At 70.0% G+C, this 17,246-nt stretch carries 20 protein-coding genes; 11 read left to right on the top strand and 9 right to left on the bottom strand.

Features of this window, described 5'->3' with window-relative positions; all coding sequences use genetic code 11:
• Nucleotides 1-62: 62 nt before the first annotated feature.
• A complete protein-coding gene (locus tag KCH48_RS19245) occupies nucleotides 63-536 on the bottom strand; it encodes a GNAT family N-acetyltransferase (RefSeq protein WP_210575662.1) in 474 nt (157 codons plus the stop codon).
• 4 nt (nucleotides 537-540) lie between these two features.
• Nucleotides 541-1,314 carry an IclR family transcriptional regulator gene (locus KCH48_RS19240; RefSeq protein ID WP_030956770.1) on the bottom strand — a complete coding sequence of 258 codons (774 nt, stop codon included), beginning with the start codon at nucleotides 1,312-1,314 and terminating at the stop codon, nucleotides 541-543.
• Nucleotides 1,315-1,447: 133 nt separating this feature from the next.
• Between KCH48_RS19240 and KCH48_RS19235 the strand changes: the two genes are divergently transcribed.
• From KCH48_RS19235 to KCH48_RS19205, 7 genes are all read left to right on the top strand, one after another.
• Nucleotides 1,448-2,977 (top strand): aldehyde dehydrogenase (NADP(+)), encoded by a 1,530-nt coding sequence (locus tag KCH48_RS19235; RefSeq protein WP_210575661.1) that lies wholly within the window; start codon nucleotides 1,448-1,450, stop codon nucleotides 2,975-2,977.
• A 104-nt stretch (nucleotides 2,978-3,081) separates the two neighbouring features.
• Complete coding sequence (locus KCH48_RS19230) at nucleotides 3,082-3,690, top strand: DUF1349 domain-containing protein (protein WP_210575658.1); 609 nt, start codon at nucleotides 3,082-3,084, stop codon at nucleotides 3,688-3,690.
• 51 nt (nucleotides 3,691-3,741) lie between these two features.
• The gene (locus tag KCH48_RS19225) at nucleotides 3,742-4,233 is read left to right on the top strand and encodes a GNAT family N-acetyltransferase (protein ID WP_210575656.1); all 492 of its coding nucleotides are present in this window, start codon (nucleotides 3,742-3,744) and stop codon (nucleotides 4,231-4,233) included.
• A 75-nt stretch (nucleotides 4,234-4,308) separates the two neighbouring features.
• Nucleotides 4,309-5,028 carry a DsbA family oxidoreductase gene (locus KCH48_RS19220; RefSeq protein WP_210575654.1) on the top strand — a complete coding sequence of 240 codons (720 nt, stop codon included), beginning with the start codon at nucleotides 4,309-4,311 and terminating at the stop codon, nucleotides 5,026-5,028.
• Between the two features lie 71 nt (nucleotides 5,029-5,099).
• Complete coding sequence (locus tag KCH48_RS19215) at nucleotides 5,100-6,185, top strand: aminotransferase class V-fold PLP-dependent enzyme (RefSeq protein ID WP_210575653.1); 1,086 nt, start codon at nucleotides 5,100-5,102, stop codon at nucleotides 6,183-6,185.
• 57 nt (nucleotides 6,186-6,242) lie between these two features.
• Nucleotides 6,243-6,848, top strand: coding sequence for an RNA polymerase sigma factor (locus tag KCH48_RS19210; protein WP_210575650.1), 606 nt, complete (start codon nucleotides 6,243-6,245; stop codon nucleotides 6,846-6,848).
• Nucleotides 6,849-6,908: 60 nt separating this feature from the next.
• Nucleotides 6,909-7,910 (top strand): maleylpyruvate isomerase family mycothiol-dependent enzyme, encoded by a 1,002-nt coding sequence (locus KCH48_RS19205; RefSeq protein ID WP_210575649.1) that lies wholly within the window; start codon nucleotides 6,909-6,911, stop codon nucleotides 7,908-7,910.
• Between the two features lie 3 nt (nucleotides 7,911-7,913).
• Here KCH48_RS19205 and thpD read toward each other — a convergent pair whose 3' ends face one another.
• The 6 genes from thpD to KCH48_RS19175 all read right to left on the bottom strand — a co-directional run bounded on the left by thpD (nucleotide 7,914) and on the right by KCH48_RS19175 (nucleotide 13,076).
• On the bottom strand, nucleotides 7,914-8,807 hold the full coding sequence (gene thpD / locus KCH48_RS19200; protein ID WP_210575648.1) for an ectoine hydroxylase: 894 nt from the start codon (nucleotides 8,805-8,807) through the stop codon (nucleotides 7,914-7,916).
• 6 nt (nucleotides 8,808-8,813) lie between these two features.
• Nucleotides 8,814-9,212 carry an ectoine synthase gene (locus KCH48_RS19195; protein WP_210575647.1) on the bottom strand — a complete coding sequence of 133 codons (399 nt, stop codon included), beginning with the start codon at nucleotides 9,210-9,212 and terminating at the stop codon, nucleotides 8,814-8,816.
• A 41-nt stretch (nucleotides 9,213-9,253) separates the two neighbouring features.
• Nucleotides 9,254-10,525: a diaminobutyrate--2-oxoglutarate transaminase gene (ectB, locus tag KCH48_RS19190; protein ID WP_210575646.1), complete on the bottom strand. Its 1,272-nt coding sequence runs from the start codon at nucleotides 10,523-10,525 to the stop codon at nucleotides 9,254-9,256.
• Nucleotides 10,526-10,571: 46 nt separating this feature from the next.
• A complete protein-coding gene (gene ectA / locus KCH48_RS19185; protein WP_210575645.1) occupies nucleotides 10,572-11,090 on the bottom strand; it encodes a diaminobutyrate acetyltransferase in 519 nt (172 codons plus the stop codon).
• 328 nt (nucleotides 11,091-11,418) lie between these two features.
• On the bottom strand, nucleotides 11,419-11,946 hold the full coding sequence (locus KCH48_RS19180; protein ID WP_210575643.1) for a DinB family protein: 528 nt from the start codon (nucleotides 11,944-11,946) through the stop codon (nucleotides 11,419-11,421).
• A gap of 29 nt (nucleotides 11,947-11,975) precedes the next feature.
• Nucleotides 11,976-13,076, bottom strand: a complete 1,101-nt coding sequence (locus KCH48_RS19175; protein WP_210575642.1) for an alanine--glyoxylate aminotransferase family protein — start codon at nucleotides 13,074-13,076, stop codon at nucleotides 11,976-11,978.
• A 138-nt stretch (nucleotides 13,077-13,214) separates the two neighbouring features.
• On the opposite strand from KCH48_RS19175, the gene KCH48_RS19170 reads away from it, so the two are divergent.
• The 4 genes from KCH48_RS19170 to KCH48_RS19155 are packed head-to-tail and all read left to right on the top strand — an operon-like array spanning nucleotide 13,215 to nucleotide 16,789.
• Nucleotides 13,215-14,060, top strand: coding sequence for a transporter substrate-binding domain-containing protein (locus KCH48_RS19170; protein ID WP_210575641.1), 846 nt, complete (start codon nucleotides 13,215-13,217; stop codon nucleotides 14,058-14,060).
• On the top strand, nucleotides 14,057-14,884 hold the full coding sequence (locus tag KCH48_RS19165; RefSeq protein WP_210575640.1) for an amino acid ABC transporter permease: 828 nt from the start codon (nucleotides 14,057-14,059) through the stop codon (nucleotides 14,882-14,884). The genes KCH48_RS19170 and KCH48_RS19165 overlap by 4 nt, the downstream gene beginning before the upstream one ends.
• A complete protein-coding gene (locus tag KCH48_RS19160) occupies nucleotides 14,881-15,672 on the top strand; it encodes an amino acid ABC transporter ATP-binding protein (RefSeq protein WP_307840903.1) in 792 nt (263 codons plus the stop codon). The genes KCH48_RS19165 and KCH48_RS19160 overlap by 4 nt, the downstream gene beginning before the upstream one ends.
• 22 nt (nucleotides 15,673-15,694) lie before the next feature.
• Nucleotides 15,695-16,789, top strand: coding sequence for an amidohydrolase family protein (locus tag KCH48_RS19155; protein ID WP_210575639.1), 1,095 nt, complete (start codon nucleotides 15,695-15,697; stop codon nucleotides 16,787-16,789).
• Nucleotides 16,790-16,802: 13 nt separating this feature from the next.
• On the opposite strand, the gene KCH48_RS19150 is transcribed toward KCH48_RS19155, so the two are convergent.
• Nucleotides 16,803-17,207, bottom strand: a complete 405-nt coding sequence (locus tag KCH48_RS19150; RefSeq protein WP_246885535.1) for a hypothetical protein — start codon at nucleotides 17,205-17,207, stop codon at nucleotides 16,803-16,805.
• Between the last annotated feature and the right edge of the window lie 39 nt (nucleotides 17,208-17,246).

The following is a 17,246-nucleotide window of genomic DNA, read 5'->3' as shown; positions in this document are numbered from 1 at the left end:
CGGAGCTCGACCGGCACGTCCTGCGCCACGACGATCCGCCTCCGCCGCACGGGGGAGAGGCCTCAGCTCTCCAGGGTCAGTACGACCTCGTCGATCTCCTCGCCCCGCGCGTTCGCGAAACCCCTCTCCCGGCCCGTCAGCCGGAAGCCGCACCGCTCCAGCACGCGCAGCGACCCCGCGTTGTCCGCCGCGGCCCGTGCGTACAACGGGCGCTCAGGGGCCTGAGTGAGCAGCACCCGAAGGGCCTCCGTGGCGACACCCTGCCCCCAGTACGCCCGGTCGATCCAGTACGTCACCTCACGCTCGTCCGGCTCCCCGAACACCGACGCGTGCCCCACCACGTCACCGTCCAGCAGGACCGTGCGGTGGAGGACGCCGGCCAAGGACCGGATCCGCTTCCAGTGGGCGTCGAAGGCGTCCCGGTCGGCCGGGTCCTTCGGGGTGAAGGCCGCCATCCACAAGGCCTCGGGATCGTTCATCTGCCGGTAGAAGACGGGCAGATCGCTGTCGTGAACCTCGCGGAGTACCACATCCATGGGGTCAGAGCCTACGGGTCGCCAGTGTCAGCCGGTCCCGCGCGTCGAACAGCGCGTCCTTCACCATCTGCTCATGGGCGGGCGTCAGCCGCGCCACCGGTACCGAGCAGCTGATCGCGTCCCGGGCCGGGGTGCGGTAGGGGATCGCGACGCCGAAGCAGCGCAGCCCCAGCGTGTTCTCCTCGCGGTCGACCGCGAAGCCCTGCTCCCGGACCTGGTGCAGCTCCTCGATGAGCTTCTCGCGGTCGGTGATCGTGTTCTCGGTGAGGGCGGGCAGCGTCTCCGGGAGCATCTTGCGGACCTGTTCGTCCGAGTACGTGCTCAGCAGCGCCTTGCCGAGGGAGGTCGAGTGGGCCGGGAGGCGGCGGCCGACTCTCGTGAAGGGGCGGAGGTAGTGCTGGGACTGGCGGGTGGCCAGGTAGACGACGTTCGTGCCGTCCAGGCGGGCCAAGTGGATGGTTTCCGTCGTGTCGTCCGAGAGGCGGTCCAGCGTCGGACGGGCCGCCGCGACCACCTCGTCCCCGTCGATGTACGACGTGCCGACCAGCAGCGCCCGTACGCCGATCCCGTACCGCGTGCCCGTCGCGTCCGTCTCCACCCAGCCCAGCTCGACCAGCGTGCGCAGTAGCATGTAGAGGCTGGACTTGGGGTATCCGACGGCCTCCTGGACCGCCGCGAGGGAGTGCATTCCCGGGCGTCCGGCGAAATACTCGAGCAGTTCAACCGTCCGCACCGCGGACTTGACCTGCGCTCCGCCCCCCGTCTCGCCAGCCGACATCGCCCTTGACCCCTTCGTTCGACGGGAAATAGTCTCCGACAGCATATTCACCATCAGAGACAGCGTTCAGCATATCGAACGACCCTGGTGAATGACCCAGTACTGCGGCATTACATGTGTGGAGGGACCCGCGGTGGCAGCAGCACCAGTCTGGAGTGTCGACCCCCGAACCGGGAAGCAGCGGGAACAGGTTGCGGTGGAGGCCACAGCCCAGGAGGTGGACGCCACTGTCCGTGCCGCGCACGACGCGCGCGGGGCCCTGGCCGACCGTACGGTCCGCTCGGCCTTCCTGCGGACCGCCGCCGACCGGCTCGAGGCGGCCAAGGACCAGCTCGTCGAGGCCGCCGACGCGGAGACCGCGCTCGGTCCGGTCCGGCTCACCGGGGAACTCGCCCGCACCTGCTACCAGCTGCGGGCCTTCGCCGACATCGTCGACGAGGGCGCCTTCCTCGACGTCGTCATCAACCACCCCGACGCCACCGCGACCCCGCCGATCCCGGACCTGCGCCGCTACAAGGTGCCCCTCGGTGTCGTCGCCGTCTACTCGGCGTCCAACTTCCCCTTCGCCTTCTCGGTCGCCGGCGGCGACACCGCGAGCGCGCTGGGGGCGGGCTGCCCGGTGGTCGTCAAGGCACACCCCGACCACCCGGGCCTGTCCGAGCTGGTCGCGGCCGTGCTGCGGTCCGCCGCCGCGGCGCACGACATCCCCGCGGGGGTCGTCGGTCTCGTCCACGGCTTCGAGGCGGGCATCGAGCTGATCAAGCATCCGCAGGTCGCCGCCGCGGGCTTCACCGGTTCGATCCGGGGTGGCCGGGCCCTCTTCGATGCGGCTGCCGCGCGGCCGGTGCCGATCCCCTTCCACGGTGAGCTGGGCTCGCTGAACCCCGTCGTGATCACCGAGGCCGCCGCTGCCGAGCGGGCCGAGGCGATCGGTACGGGGCTCGCGGGCTCCATGACGCTGGGCGTCGGCCAGTTCTGCGTGAAGCCGGGGCTTGTACTGGTGCCGTCCGGCGCGGCGGGCGACGGCCTGGTCAAGTCGCTCACGGACGCCGTCAGCGACACAGACGCCGGTGTCCTTCTCGACCACCGGATGCGGGACAACTTCGTCGCCGGGGTCGCCGAGCGTGCCGAGCTCCCCGGCGTGGAGACCCCGGTGACGCCGGGCGCCGGGAGCGAGCACACCGTCAGCCCCGGCTTCCTGGCGGTCGCCGCCGAGAAGCTGACGAGCGAGGGCGCGTACGACGTGCTCCTGGAGGAGTGCTTCGGCCCGGTGACGGTGGTGGCCCGCTACGACGACGACGCGCAGGCGCAGGCCGTGCTGTCCCGCCTGCCCGGCAACCTCACGGCGACGGTTCATCTGTCGGCCGAGGAGGCGGCGGGTGAGGGCCGTGGCGCGGAGATCCTCGCGGAGCTGACACCGCTGGCCGGCCGCGTGCTGGTGAACGGATGGCCGACGGGTGTCGCCGTCGCGCCGGCCCAGCACCACGGTGGGCCGTACCCGGCGACGACCTCGACGTCCACTTCCGTCGGCGGTACAGCGATCGAGCGCTGGATGAGGCCGGTTGCCTACCAGGGTGCCCCCGCGGCGCTGCTTCCTGCGGAGCTTCGGGATGAGAATCCGCTGGGGCTTCCTCGGCGGTTCAACGGGCGTCTGGAGCGGTAGCGCCGTTGGGGTGCGGGTTTCTGGCGGGGTGCGGGTTCGTTGTGGCTTGTCGCGCAGTTCCCCGCGCCCCTAGGTGGCTTCACCGGGCCTGAGACAATTGGTGGATGGACTTGGAACTTCCCGAACTGCCTTTCCCCCTCCGTACTTACGGACCCGATGGGCATTGGGCCTACGAGGACGGCATCCTCAGTGGGTGGGCCGGGTCGCGGCAGGATCGGTTTGTGCCGCCCACCGGTGAGGGCCTGGACCCGGCGTCCGATGCGCCGCGGTTGTTGGGGGCGCCTGTGGGGGACTTTCAGCTGATCGCTCGGGTCACCGTCGGGTTTGCCGCGGCCTTTGACGCGGGGGTGTTGTACGTCCATGTCGGGGAGCGGGCCTGGGCGAAGTTGTGTCTGGAGTACTCCCCGGATGTGCCGACCGTGTGCACGGTGGTGACCCGGGGGCACTCCGATGACGCCAACTCCTTCGCTGTGGAGGGCAGTTCGGTCTGGCTCCGGGTGAGCCGGACCGGCCGTTCCTTCGCCTTCCATGCCTCCCGTGACGGTGAACGCTGGACCTTCGTGCGGCTGTTCACGCTGGGCGACGCGGAGGAGACGGGCGCTGCCCTGGTCGGCTTCATGTCGCAGTCGCCGATGGGGGAGGGGTGTGTGGTGACGTACGACCACATCGAGTTCAGGCCGGACTGGCCGAAGGATCTGAGGGACGGCAGCTAGAGGCGCCGTCGCGGCGGAACCGGAGCGGGGGCCTGTCACGTCCTCGGTGGCATGATCAGGGAGCCGCTGACCGGGAACCGAGTGATCCGTACCGTCCTGCCCGCCGAGGCGGACACCGTCGCCGCGTTGCATGCGCGGGCCCGGGCGACGTACTACCCGGGCGGTGTGCCGGACGACGGCACCGACTGGGTCGCCGCCTGGCGGGGCGTGATCGGGCGGCCGGACGCCCATGTGCTGTGTGCCGTCGAGTGCGGCCGTATCGCCGGTGTCGCGTCCTTCCGCACTCCTGAGCGCGCCCCCGCGGAAACGGTCACGCTGTTCCAGTTCCATGTCGACCCCGACCACTGGGGGTCCGGCATCGGCACGGCCCTGCACACGGCCTGTGTCGAGCAGTGGCGGGTCGACGGCAAGCGCACCGGAGTACTCGATGTGCATGTCGACAACCAGCGGGCCCGGGCCTTCTACGGGCGCCGGGGCTGGGTCGCGGAGCCGTTCGACGGGAGCAGCCATCTGCGGCTGCAGCTCATGATCGGCGGGGAATGAAAACGGCCGCTTGAACGTTCACACACTCCGGCGGAGGGAGTCTCCGTTCCCGTAAGAGCTGGAGAGAGCCGAGACATGCGCGTCGAGATCTGGAGTGACATCGCCTGCCCCTGGTGCTACGTCGGCAAGGCCCGCTTCGAGAAGGCGCTCGCGGCCTTCCCGCACCGGGACCAGGTCGAGGTGGTGCACCGGTCCTTCGAGCTGGACCCCGGCCGGGCCAAGGGCGACACCCAGCCCGTGATCACGATGCTCACCAAGAAGTACGGCATGAGCGAGGCCCAGGCGCAGGCCGGTGAGGACAACCTCGGTGCGCAGGCCGCCGCCGAAGGGCTCGACTACCGCACCCGCGGCCGGGACCACGGCAACACCTTCGACCTGCACCGGCTGCTCCACTTCGCCAAGGAACAGGGCCGGCAGGACGAGCTGATCCAGGTCTTCTACCGGGCCAACTTCGCCGAGGAGCGCTCCCTCTTCACCGAGGGCGACGAGCGGCTGGTGGAGCTGGCCGTGGAGGCCGGGCTCCTCGCGGCCGACATCCGCAAGATCCTCGCCGACCCGGAGGCCTACGCCGACGACGTCCGCGCCGACGAGCGCGAGGCCGCCGAACTGGGTGCGAACGGGGTGCCCTTCTTCGTCCTCGACCGCAAGTACGGCGTCTCCGGCGCCCAGCCCTCCGAGGCCTTCGCCCAGGCCCTGACCCAGGCGTGGGGCGAGCGGCCGTCCCTCAAGCTCGTCGGCGGGTCGGACGAGGCAGAGGCCTGCGGTCCCGACGGCTGCGCGGTGCCCCAGCACTGACATCGGCACCGAACCCGCAGGTCGGCGGGTATGTATAAGGGTTCCTTCGCGGTAACACGTAAAAATACGCAATGGACTACGACTTCATCGGGGCCCAGAGTGGAGTCATGGAGACCTTCGAGAGCCTGGTCCGTTCCGAGTTCGCCCCGAAGAGCACCTACCTCAACACCGCGAGCACCGGCCTGATGCCGGCCCGTACGGTGGCCGCCATGCAGGCTGCCGTGGAGGCCTCGGCGGCCGGGCGGCCGACCGACATGTTCGCCGACGTCGAGGCCGCCCGCGCCTCCTTCGCGCGCCTGACCAGGGTGCCCGGCCGCCGGGTGGCGGCGGGGGCCTCGGTCGCCGTCTACACCGGCCTGATCGCCGCCTCCCTGCCCGCGGGCGCCGAAGTCCTCACCGCCGAGGCCGACTTCAGCTCCACGGTGACCCCCTTCCACATCCGCGGCGACCTCAAGGTGCGCACGGTGCCGCTGGAGCGGATCGCCGACTCCGTGCGGCCCGGCACCGCGCTGGTCGCGGTGAGCGCCGCGCAGTCGGCCGACGGCCGGATCGCCGACCTGCCCGCCATCCGCGCCGCCGCGCACGAGCACGGGGCGCGCACCTACATCGACGCGTCCCAGGCCACCGGCTGGCTGGACCTCGACGCGAACGACTACGACTACGTCTCCTCCGTCGCCTTCAAATGGCTCGTCTGCCCGCGCGGCGTCGCCTTCCTGGTCGTCCCGGACGACCTCGGCGGTCTCTCCCCGCTCTTCGCCGGCTGGGTCGCGGGAGAGGAGCCCTGGGACAGCTGCTACGGACCGGTCGAGGAACTCGCCCACTCCGCACGGCGGTTCGACGAGAGCCCGGCACTCTTCGCCTACGCCGGCGCCCGCCACTCCCTCGCCCTGCTGGAGGAGATCGGCGTGGACGCCGTACGCGCCCACGACCTGGCCCTCGCCGACCGCTTCCGCACCGGTCTCGCCTCCCTCGGCCACGAACCCGTGCCCGCCCCCGGCTCGGCGATCGTCTCCGTGCCCGGCCTCGGCCACCGCCAGACCGAGCTGAGCAGCGCCGGAATCGAGGTTTCCAATCGCGCGGGCAACCTGCGCGCGGCCTTCCATCTGTACAACACGACGACCGACGTCGACCGGCTGCTGGACGCCCTGTCTTCCTGAACCACTGGCGCGGGCCCGCCGAGGACGCTAGGAAGGGGCACCAGGGGTGGTGGTGCCGTGGAGTCCACGGGCAATACGTCCGTCGAGGTGCCCGCAGACGCGGAGCTGCACCGGCGGCTGGTCTACGGGGACGAGTCCGCGCTGGCCGAGGCGTACACCGCGTACGGCGGCCTGGTGCGGCGCGTGGCCATGCGGGTCACCCGCAGCCCGGCCGCCGCGGAGGACGTGGCGCAGGAGGTCTTCGCCCAGCTGTGGAGCAGGCCGTACGCCTTCGACGCACGCCGTGGCTCGCTGCGCACCTGGCTGTCCATGCTCTCCCACCGGCGGGCCGTGGACTGGGTGCGCAGCGAGGCCCGGCACCGCAAGGACGCCCGCGCCGACGACTTGGCGCTGCACGCCATCCCCGACACCGGACCCGGCCCCGACGAGACGGTCGTCGACCGGGAGCGCGCCCTGCTGCTGCACTCCGCGCTCGCCGAACTACCGCAGCCGCAACGGGAGGTCGTCCACCTCGCCTACTTCGCCGGCCGCACCTACCGACAGGCCGCCGTGGAGCTGGGTATACCCGAGGGCACGGCCAAGACCCGGCTGCGCACCGCCCTGCGCACCTTGGCGGAAACTTTGGCCGACCCACCCGACCCGGCGCTCGAAAGGGGCGCATGATGGCGGGAGGGGTACTCGCAACGGACAGGCACCACGAACAGGCACGGGGAGGAGCGCGCGATGACCGACGATCACGATGCGGTACGTGACCTGCTCGTCGCCTGGGGCTTCGGTGTCCTCGACCCGGCCGACGAGCGGACGGTCCGGACGCACCTGGCCGGGTGCGAGAGCTGCGCGGCCGAGGCGGCACGGCTGCGGGAGACGGTACGACTCCTGGACGGGCCGCCGCTGAACGCTCCCGCACAGCCGGCCGACGGTGCGCTCTCCCTCGCCCTGCGTACCCGCCCGGCCGCCTTCCGGGCCGCCGCGCACGCCGCCCCCTACGCCGCCGCCGTCGCCGGGCTCAAGGCCCTGCTGCCCGAGCTGGAGGGCCGGTGGGCCACACCGGTCGTGCACGACTGGGACGCGCACGCCACCGTCGCCCACCTCCTCGCCGCCGACGAACACCTGGCAGTCCGGCTGGGCGTCGAGGAGCGCGTGCCGCCCTCGCGGATCGAGGAGGGCACGCCCTGGGAGGACGCCTGGAACCGCCGCACCGCCGATGTCATCGCCCACGAGCACGGCCGTACGCCCCAGGAGACCGTGGCCGACTGGGCCGCGCAGGCGGACGCGCTGCTCGGCACGCCCGAAGCCCGTGACGCCGAACTCGCCGCACGGGCCATGACGTTGATGGGGATGCGGCTGCCCGTCGCCGATCACTTCCTGGTGCGCGCCTTCGAGACGTGGATCCACACCGACGACATCGGCCGCGCCCTCGGCCTCGCCGTCCCGCCGCCGACCCAGGAGCACTTGGGGCAGCTGGTCCGCCTCGCCGTCCGGGTCCTCGGCCTGTCCCTCGGACCCACCGCGCCCCCGGTGCTGTTCTCGGTCATCGGGGGCGAGGAGTGGGTGCTGGGCTCCGACGCCGAGCCCGTACAGGCCGAACTCACCCTCGACCCCGTCGACTTCTGCCTGCTCGTTGGCGGGCGGTACGCGCCGGAGACGGCGCCGAGGGGAGAAACGGGCGACGCGGCCGCCGTACGGAACGTACTGGAGCGGGCCGCGTCGCTGTCGTGGCTGTGAAGGTCACTTCACGGGGGTGAAGTCCCTCGCGCCGATGAACTCCGGACGCCGGATCGGCGCCGCGAACGGCTCGACCGCCGCGTTCTCCACGCTGTTGAACACGATGAACACGTTGCTGCGCGGGAACGGCGTGATGTTGTCGCCCGACCCGTGCATGCAGTTGCAGTCGAACCAGGTCGCCGAACCCGCCCGGCCGGTGAACAGCTTGATGCCGTACTCACTGGCCATCGAGGTCAGCGCCTCGTCGGACGGGGTGCCCGCGTCCTGCATCTGGAGGGACTGCTTGTAGTTGTCCTTCGGCGTGGCCCCCGCACACCCGAGGAACGTCTTGTGCGACCCCGGCATGATCATGAGGCCGCCGTTGGTGTCGTAGTTCTCGGTCAGCGCGATCGAGACGGACACCGTGCGCATGTTCGGCAGACCGTCCTCGGCGTGCCAGGTCTCGAAGTCGGAGTGCCAGTAGAAGCCGCTGGCCCCGAAGCCGGGCTTCACGTTGATCCGCGACTGGTGGACGTACACGTCCGAGCCGAGGATCTGCCGGGCCCGTCCGACGACCCGCTCGTCCCGCACCAGCGCGGCGAACACCTCGCTGATCCGGTGCACTTCGAAGACCGAGCGGATCTCCTGGGACTTCGGCTCGACGATGGACCGCTCGTCGGTGCGGATCGCCGGGTCGGTGACGAGCCGCTCCAGCTCCTGCCGGTAGACGGTGACTTCGTCGTCGGTGACGATCTGCTCGAGAGCGAAGAAGCCGTCCCGCTCGAACGCCTGGAGATCGGCCGCCGAGAAGGGTCCCGGCGTGCCGGGAGCCGACCAGACGACCGGGTCCTTGCGGGGGACGGCCACCTCGGCGGCGCCTCGGGTGGGGTACAGGTCCGTGATCGTGGTCATGGTCATGAGGTGTCAGCCCTCCTCGGTCAGCAGCGGGTACACGCCGTTCTCGTCATGGTCCTCCCGGCCGGTCACGGGCGGGTTGAAGACACAGATGCAGCGGAAGTCCTCCTTGATCCGCATCGTGTGCCGCTCGTGACCGTCGAGGAGGTACATGGTCCCGGGCGTGATCGTGTACTTCCGCCCGGTCTCGTCGTCGGTCAGCTCGGCCTCGCCCTGCACGCACACGACGGCCTCGACGTGGTTCGCGTACCACATCGACGTCTCCGTACCCGCGTACAGGATCGTCTCGTGCAGGGAGAAGCCGACCTTCTCCTTGGCGAGGACGATGCGCTTGCTCTCCCAGGTGCCGGACGCGGATTTCACATGCCGGTCGGTGCCTTCGATGTCCTTGAACGAACGGACGATCACGGTGCTGAACAGCTCCCTCTCTTAAGAGTGACTCGGTCGAGTCACACGGTTTCGCGTACGGCACGAGCGAGGACGCGCAGGCCCTCGTCGAGCTCTTCGGGGGTGGTGGTGAGGGCGGGCAGCAGTTTGACGACCTCGCTCTCGGGGCCGGACGTCTCGATGAGCAGCCCGAGTTCGAAGGCTCGCTTGGCGATCCGGCCGGCGCGGTCCTTGTCGTGGAACTCCATGCCCCAGACCAGTCCGCGGCCCCGGTACTCCTTGACGTCGGCCAGGTTCTCCTCGGTGATGGAGATCAGCGCCTGCTCGATCTGCTCACCCTTGGTCCGGGTCTGCTTCTCCATCGCGGACCCGTCGGCCCAGTACGCCTCCAGGGCCGCGGTGGCCGTGACGAAGGCGGGGTTGTTGCCGCGGAAGGTGCCGTTGTGCTCGCCCGGCTCCCAGATGTCCAGCTCGGGCTTGAACAGGCACAGCGACATCGGCAGCCCGTAGCCGCTGATGGACTTCGACACGGTCACGATGTGGGGCGTGATGCCCGCCTCTTCGAAGGAGAAGAACGCGCCCGTACGTCCGCAGCCCATCTGGATGTCGTCGACGATGAGCAGCATGTCCTGCCGCTCGCACAGCTCGGACAGCGCCCGCAGCCACTCCGGGCGGGCCACGTTGATGCCGCCCTCGCCCTGCACGGTCTCGACGATCACGGCGGCGGGCTTGTTGAGCCCGGAGCCCTGGTCCTCGAGCAGCCGCTCGAACCACAGGAAGTCCTCGACCGTGCCGTCGAAGTAGTTGTCGAACGGCATCGGCGTGCCGTGCACCAGCGGGACGCCCGCGCCGGCCCGCTTGAAGGCGTTGCCGGTCACGGCGAGCGACCCGAGCGACATGCCGTGGAAGGCGTTGGTGAACGACACGATGGCCTCGCGGCCCTTCACCTTCCGCGCCAGCTTCAGCGCGGACTCCACGGCGTTGGTGCCGGTCGGGCCCGGGAACATGACCTTGAACGGCAGGTCACGCGGGCGCAGCACGAGGTCCTGGAAGGTCTGCAGGAAGGTGCGTTTGGCGGTGGTCGACATGTCGAGCCCGTGCGTGACGCCGTCCCGCTCCAGGTAGTCGATCAACGCCCGTTTCAGCACGGGGTTGTTGTGCCCGTAGTTCAGGGATCCGGCGCCGGCGAAGAAGTCCAGGTACTCGTGCCCGTCCTCGTCGTACATACGGCTGCCCTGCGCGCGGTCGAAGACGGTGGGCCAGCCGCGGCAGTAGCTGCGAACCTCGGACTCCAGGGTTTCGAAGACGCTGAGGTCGGGCTGGGTGATGGTCACGACGAATCGCTCCTCGAAGCGTAAGAGTGTGGGGGTGAGGGGGAGGTCAGAGAGACAGGGGCCCGATGCGGTACAGCACTTCGGGATCGTGCGGACCGTCGGGGAAGTGCCCCGCCTCGAACAGGACTTCACGCTCGACGCGCGCACCGTGGCGTTCGGCGTACGAGGTGAAGAGCCGCTCGGACGCGGTGTTGCCCGGCGTGATGGTGGTCTCGATGTCGGTCAGCGGGCGCTCGGCCGCGACGCGCGCGGTGAGCCCATCCAGCAGCCGGGCGGCCAGCCCCTGTCCTCGGTGCCCGGAGTCGACGGCCACCTGCCACACCAGCAGGGTCCGCGGGCGCTCGGGCCGCACATACCCGGTGACGAAGCCGACGGGCCTTCCGTCGGCGGCGCGCGCCACGGCCGACGTACCGGCGAAGTCACGGCACCACAGCAGATAGCTGTACGAGGAGTTGAGGTCGAGCTTCCCCGAGTCTCTGGCGATCCGCCAGAGCGCGGCGCCGTCCGACACCGCCGGACGGTCGATGTGCAGGTCTGCGTGCAAGTCTGCTTGTGCGGCAGTCATGCGAATTGAATTTACCGAGGGAAAATCGGAATTGCATGGCCGGACGGGGTTACGTGTCGGCGGTTCATGTGTTATCGCGCGGGCGTGAGCGGATGCATGGGAGTGAGCTGTTTGTGGCGATTTGACCTGCATATATGGGGCAAATCGATGGTCATGTGTAACGCGTCACAACCGTGCAACCCTCGCGAGATCTGCCCGAAACGCACCCGTTGGCGTCCCAGAAATCTCCGTGTTTAGGTCGAGGGAAAGCGGGCAGAAGAATACGGGAAGCTGCTCTCGGCTGAATTCCCGAATTCCAGCCGGGCAATCCTGGAATTCAATGCCCAATTCAGGCTCCGGTCACTCCGTCGATCCGCTCCCGCAGCAGGTCCGCATGGCCGTTGTGCCGGGCGTACTCCTCGATCATGTGGATCAGCACCCACCGCAGGCTGACCTCCAGACCGGCCACGGGCTCGTCCACCATCCGCCCGGTCTCGTCGAGCGACCGCCCGGCGATCAGCTCTTCGCTCCGGGCGACCTCCCGCCGCCACACCGTGAGCGCCTCGTCCAGCCCGCGGTCGGGGTCCAGGACGTACCCGGTCCGCTCCCCGTATACCGGCGGCACATCCAGTCCGGCGAACACCCGCTGGAACCAGTTCCGTTCGATCTCGGCGAGATGCTGCACCAGTCCGAGGAGGGTGAGCGAGGACGGCTCGACGGACGCCAGCCGCACCTGAGTGTCGTCAAGACCCGCGCACTTCAGCTGGAGCGTGGCCCGGTGAAAGGCCAACCAGCTCTGGAGCATGGGGAGTTCGTCACCGGTCATGAGAGGGATGGGGCGACCGTCGGGCAGCGTGAGGGGTGGGTTGGAAGCCATGGAGCGAGCATGGCACGGGGCACTGACAACTACACCCAGGCACTCTCGGCCGCCCGCCGGGCCCCGGTCGGATCCACGTCCGGCCCCTTCTCGGCGAGCGCCGCCCCCAGCGCCGCCAGACTCGCCTGGACCGCTCCCCGCGTCGCGTCGGCGCCGTAGTGGTTCACCCGGATCATCTCCTTGGCCAGCGCGCCCCCGCCCGCGGCCAGCGGCAGCGCGGGATCCCACGCCAGCGCCCGCGCCACCAGCTCGGACGCCACCACCCCCGCCGGCGCCCGCAGCGTCGTGGCCACCGGCGCCGCGTCCGCGGCCTCGTACACATACGGCTCCAGCCCGCCGCCCAGCGCCGACGCGCCCGCCCGCGTCGCCGCGGCGGCACGCGCGTGCCGGGCCATCACGGTGTCCGGGCCGTCCGCCTCGATCCGCGCGATACATGCCTCCAGCGCCAGCATCTCCAGCTGGGCCGGGGCATGCGGCAGCACCCGGCGCCCGCCGTCGATCCACCGCTCCTTCCAGTCGAGCAGCGAGAGATACGACCGGCGCGGCGCCCGGGGATTCGCGGCCATCCGCGCCCACGCCCGCTCGCTCACCGACACCGCCGACACCCCCGCTGGCCCGCCCATCGCCTTCTGCGCCCCGATCACGCACAGGTCCACGCCCCACGCGTCCGGCAGTACCGGCTCGGCCCCGACGGAGGCGACGGCGTCCAGGTAGAACAGCGCGCCGTGCCGCCGTACGACCTCGCCGATCTCCGCGACGGGGTTGGTGTTGCCGGTCGCGGCCTCGGCGTGCACCAGCGAGACGAAGTCGATCTCCGGATGCTCGGCGAAGGCGTCTTGGATCTGCGCGGCGGTGACCGCCGTGTGGAAGGGCACCGCGAGATCGATCACCGTGGCGCCGCAGTCCCGCAGCCAGTCGCCGAAGGTCTGCCCGTACGGCCCGGTGATCACGTTCAGCGCGGTCGTGCCGGGCCCGGCGGCCGCGCGGATCGCCCCCTCCAGCGGCAGCAGCGCCTCACCCTGCATGATCACCACGTCCTGCCGGGTACCCAGCAGTCGTGCCACACGGTCCTCGACGGACGCGAAGTGCGCGGCGCTCAGCGGGGCCAGATCGAGGAATGGGTGGGCCATCGCGGTTGCTCACTTCCTTCGTGGAGGTCTACTCCGCCGATCTTAGGCAGAACGACTTCGCAGCCATCGGTTTGGTTTGAGTGACTCAAACCTATCCTTATAATCGGAACTCACCGTTCCCTGACAGGAGGCCCTCCCTTGAAGACGACCCTCGGGCGCCGCACCCGCATTCTGGCGGCCACCACCGCGACGGCCGGGCTGGTGCTCGTGGTCGGCTGTTCCTCCGACGACAACGGCGGCGGGGGTACGAAGACCGCGGCCGGCGGCGTCGAAGTCGTCAAGGCGGGCAAGCTCACCACCTGCACACATCTGCCGTACCCGCCGTTCCAGTCGGAGATCGACGGCAAGGTGCAGGGCTTCGACGTCTCCCTGATCGACCTGGTCGCGGGGGACCTGGGCGTCGAGCAGGACATCGTCGACCAGCCCTTCGAGAACTTCAAGACCGGCGGCTCCCTCAACGCCGACCAGTGCGACCTGGCCGCGGCCGGCATGACCATCACCGACGAGCGCAAGAAGAACGTCGACTTCTCCGACCCGTACTTCGAGGCCACCCAGGGCGTGCTGGTCGACAAGAAGAGCGGCATCACGTCCTTCGCACAGCTCAAGGGCAAGGATGTCGGCGCCCAGGCGCAGACCACCGGCGAGGACTACGCCAAGAGCAAGGGCCTGGACCCGGTCTCCCTCGAGTCCTCCGACGCCGTCCTCAACGCCCTGCGCACCGGCCAGGTCGAGGCCGTCGTCATCGACTACCCGGTCGTCCAGGGCTGGCTGAAGGACAAGGCCAACGCCGCCGCCTTCGACGTCGCTGAGCAGATCAACACCGGTGAGCAGTACGGCTTCTCGGTGAAGAAGGGCAACACCAAGCTCGTCGCCGCCATCAACAAGGCGCTCGCGGACGCCAAGGCGGACGGGACGTACAAGAAGCTGTACGAGCAGTGGATCGGCCCGTACGACGAGGCCGCGGCCTCCCCGTCGGCCTCATGACCGACGTCACCGTACAGCCGAAGAAGAAGGGCCTGACCCGGCGCCAGAAGCGCCGGGTCTCGCGCGGCGTCCAGTACACCGTCTTCCTCGCGGCCGTGATCGCCTTCGCGGTCTCGGCCGACTGGGACCGGCTGCAGAACCAGTTCGCGCAGGCGGACATCGCCGAGCAGATGTTCCCGGACGTCATCACGCTGGCGCTGAAGAACACCGTGCTGTACACCCTGTCCGGCTTCGTCTTCGGACTGGTCCTCGGCATGGTGATCGCGCTGATGCGGCTGTCGTCCGTCGGCCCGTACCGCTGGCTGGCGAGCGTCTACATCGAGATCTTCCGCGGTCTGCCCGCCCTGCTGATCTTCATCTTCGTCGGCGTGGCCGTGCCGCTCGCCTTCCCGGGCACGGAGATCCCCGGCGGCACCTACGGCAAGGTCGCGCTCGCGCTCGGCCTGGTGTCCGCGGCCTATATGGCGGAGACGATCCGCGCGGGCATCCAGGCGGTGCCCAAGGGGCAGATGGAGGCGGCCCGTTCGCTGGGGTTCTCACCGGGGCGGGCGATGATCTCGATCATCAGCCCCCAGGCCTTCCGGATCATCCTGCCGCCGCTGACCAACGAGTTGGTGCTCCTGTTCAAGGACTCCTCCCTCGTGCTGTTCCTCGGCGTCACACTGGAGGAGCGGGAACTGTCCAAGTTCGGCCGCGACCTGGCCAGCCAGACCGCCAACTCCACGCCGATCCTGGTCGCGGGCCTGTGCTACCTGCTCGTCACGATCCCGCTCGGCTTCGTCGTACGCCGCATGGAGGCCAAGGCCCAGGAGGCCGTCAAGTGACCCGTCCAGAGATCCACGTCCGGGACCTGCACAAGTCCTTCGGCGACAACGAGGTGCTGCGCGGCATCGACCTGGAGATCAGCCAGGGCGAGGTCGTGTGCGTGATCGGCCCGTCCGGTTCCGGCAAGTCCACGCTGCTGCGCTGCGTGAACCTCCTCGAAGAACCCACCAAGGGCCAGGTCTTCGTCGGCGGTACGGAACTCACCGACCCCGATGTCGACATCGACGCGGTACGCCGCCGTATCGGCATGGTCTTCCAGCAGTTCAACCTCTTCCCGCACCTCTCGGTGACCGAGAACCTCACGCTCCCGCAGCGGCGCGTGCTGGGGCGGGGCAAGGCGGAGGCCGCGAAGGTCGCCGCCGAGAACCTGGAGCGGGTGGGGCTGTCCGAGAAGGCGACGGCGTACCCGTCGTCCCTCTCCGGCGGCCAGCAGCAGCGCGTCGCCATCGCCCGGGCGCTGGCGATGGGCCCCGAGGTGATGCTGTTCGACGAGCCGACGTCGGCGCTCGACCCGGAGCTGGTCGGGGACGTCCTGGCCGTCATGCGCATGCTCGCCAACGAGGGCATGACCATGATGGTCGTCACCCACGAGATGACCTTCGCCCGCGAAGTCGCCGACCGCGTCGTCTTCATGGACGGCGGAGTGATCGTCGAGGACGGCACCCCGGACCAGGTCATCACCAACCCGGCCCACGAACGCACCCGCCACTTCCTGTCACGGCTCCTGGACCCCGCGATGGCCGAAGTCGAGGAGGAGACGTCGGACCAGGTGGGGAAGTCCGAGTAGGGGCTTGATTAGGGTGCCGTACATGAGCGATCAGGGTGCGGTGCTGCACGTGAAGGGCCGGGTCCTCGTCGGGCCCGACGACGTCCGCGACGAACTCTGGGTGATCGGCGGGAGGATCTCGTACGACCGTCCCGCCGGCGCCCATGACGTCCGGACCGTCGAGGGCTGGGCCCTGCCCGGCCTGGTCGACGCGCACTGTCATGTCGGCCTCGGCCCGCACGGACCGGTCGACGCGGCCGTGGCCGAGAAGCAGGCGCTGACGGACCGGGAGGCCGGGACCCTGCTGATCCGGGACGCCGGCTCGCCCTCGGACACCCGCTGGATCGACGACCGCGAGGACCTGCCGAAGATCATCCGGGCCGGCCGGCACATCGCCCGCACCCGCCGCTACATCCGCGACTTCGCCCACGAGATCGAACCGGACGACCTGGTCGCCTACGTCGCCCAGGAGGCCCGGCGCGGCGACGGCTGGGTCAAGCTGGTCGGCGACTGGATCGACCGCGACCTCGGCGATCTGGCGGCGTGCTGGCCGCGGGAGGCCGTGGCGGCGGGGATCGCGGAGGCCCACCGCCTCGGCGCCCGTGTGACGGCCCACTGCTTCGCCGAGGACTCCCTCCGGGACCTCGTCGAGTCCGGCATCGACTGCATCGAGCACGCGACGGGCCTCACGGACGACCTGATCCCCCTCTTCGCCGAACGCTCCGTCGCCGTCGTCCCCACCCTCGTCAACATCGCCACCTTCCCCCAACTCGCCGCCGGCGGCGAGGCCCGCTACCCCCGCTGGTCCGCCCACATGCACCGCCTCTACGAACGCCGCTACGACACCGTCCGCAACGCGTACGACGCCGGCATCCCCGTCTACGTCGGCACCGACGCGGGCGGCTCCCTGGCCCACGGCCTGGTGGCGAGCGAGGTGACGGAACTGGTCACCGCCGGAATCCCGCCGGTGCAGGCCCTGTCGGCGACGGCGTGGGGTGCGCGGCGGTGGCTCGGCCGCCCCGGCCTTGACGAGGGGGCGCCGGCCGACCTGGTGGTGTACGAACGGGACCCCCGCACGGACGTACGCGTGCTGGGGGCCCCGTTGCGGGTGGTGCTGAGCGGGCGGGTCGTCGGATGACGAGGGCCGCTCCTCAGACGGTCAGCTCATCGTAGGCACTGTGCCATGGACCATGCCCGTGGAATCCACGGAGGGCCGCTTCGACCACGGCAGGGGAGAACGACTTCTGGGATTTCATCGCGCCGGCCCGCTCCGGGGAAATCGACACCCCCACCACTCCGTGGATGTCCTGCAGCCGATACTCCCCGGGCGGCTCGACCCAGACCTTGTACTCCGGAACCGGAATTCTCTTCGAGACGTCCCGATTCCCCACGACGCGCCAGGTGTTGTCCTTGATCCGCTGATCCATGGTCTCCACCAGGAAGATCGGCTCCTCGAGTTCGAGCGACGCCACGTCGCACGAGCCCGCGCTGTCCAGGAGCTCGGAGAACACGGCCAACAGGACGTTCCCACGCAGCTTCTCGACGATCTGGGCCACAGCGATCCTCCCTTCGACAACCGGGACGGACAGGACGTC

This window comes from Streptomyces sp. GESEQ-4 (assembly GCF_017948455.1).
GTDB lineage: Bacteria > Actinomycetota > Actinomycetes > Streptomycetales > Streptomycetaceae > Streptomyces.
Note: the sequence above shows the minus strand (reverse complement) of the source record. Positions and strands in the feature narration are given on the sequence as shown.

Bases quoted from the DNA above. Each gene is read 5' to 3' on its own strand.
- KCH48_RS19245 (WP_210575662.1), bottom strand. From the start codon at position 536: ATGGATGTGGTACTCCGCGAGGTTCACGACAGCGATCTGCCCGTCTTC.
- KCH48_RS19240 (WP_030956770.1), bottom strand. From the start codon at position 1,314: ATGTCGGCTGGCGAGACGGGGGGCGGAGCGCAGGTCAAGTCCGCGGTG.
- KCH48_RS19230 (WP_210575658.1), top strand. From the start codon at position 3,082: ATGGACTTGGAACTTCCCGAACTGCCTTTCCCCCTCCGTACTTACGGA.
- KCH48_RS19225 (WP_210575656.1), top strand. From the start codon at position 3,742: ATGATCAGGGAGCCGCTGACCGGGAACCGAGTGATCCGTACCGTCCTG.
- KCH48_RS19220 (WP_210575654.1), top strand. From the start codon at position 4,309: ATGCGCGTCGAGATCTGGAGTGACATCGCCTGCCCCTGGTGCTACGTC.
- KCH48_RS19215 (WP_210575653.1), top strand. From the start codon at position 5,100: ATGGACTACGACTTCATCGGGGCCCAGAGTGGAGTCATGGAGACCTTC.
- KCH48_RS19205 (WP_210575649.1), top strand. From the start codon at position 6,909: ATGACCGACGATCACGATGCGGTACGTGACCTGCTCGTCGCCTGGGGC.
- thpD (WP_210575648.1), bottom strand. From the start codon at position 8,807: ATGACCATGACCACGATCACGGACCTGTACCCCACCCGAGGCGCCGCC.
- ectA (WP_210575645.1), bottom strand. From the start codon at position 11,090: ATGACTGCCGCACAAGCAGACTTGCACGCAGACCTGCACATCGACCGT.
- KCH48_RS19180 (WP_210575643.1), bottom strand. From the start codon at position 11,946: ATGGCTTCCAACCCACCCCTCACGCTGCCCGACGGTCGCCCCATCCCT.
- KCH48_RS19175 (WP_210575642.1), bottom strand. From the start codon at position 13,076: ATGGCCCACCCATTCCTCGATCTGGCCCCGCTGAGCGCCGCGCACTTC.
- KCH48_RS19165 (WP_210575640.1), top strand. From the start codon at position 14,057: ATGACCGACGTCACCGTACAGCCGAAGAAGAAGGGCCTGACCCGGCGC.
- KCH48_RS19155 (WP_210575639.1), top strand. From the start codon at position 15,695: ATGAGCGATCAGGGTGCGGTGCTGCACGTGAAGGGCCGGGTCCTCGTC.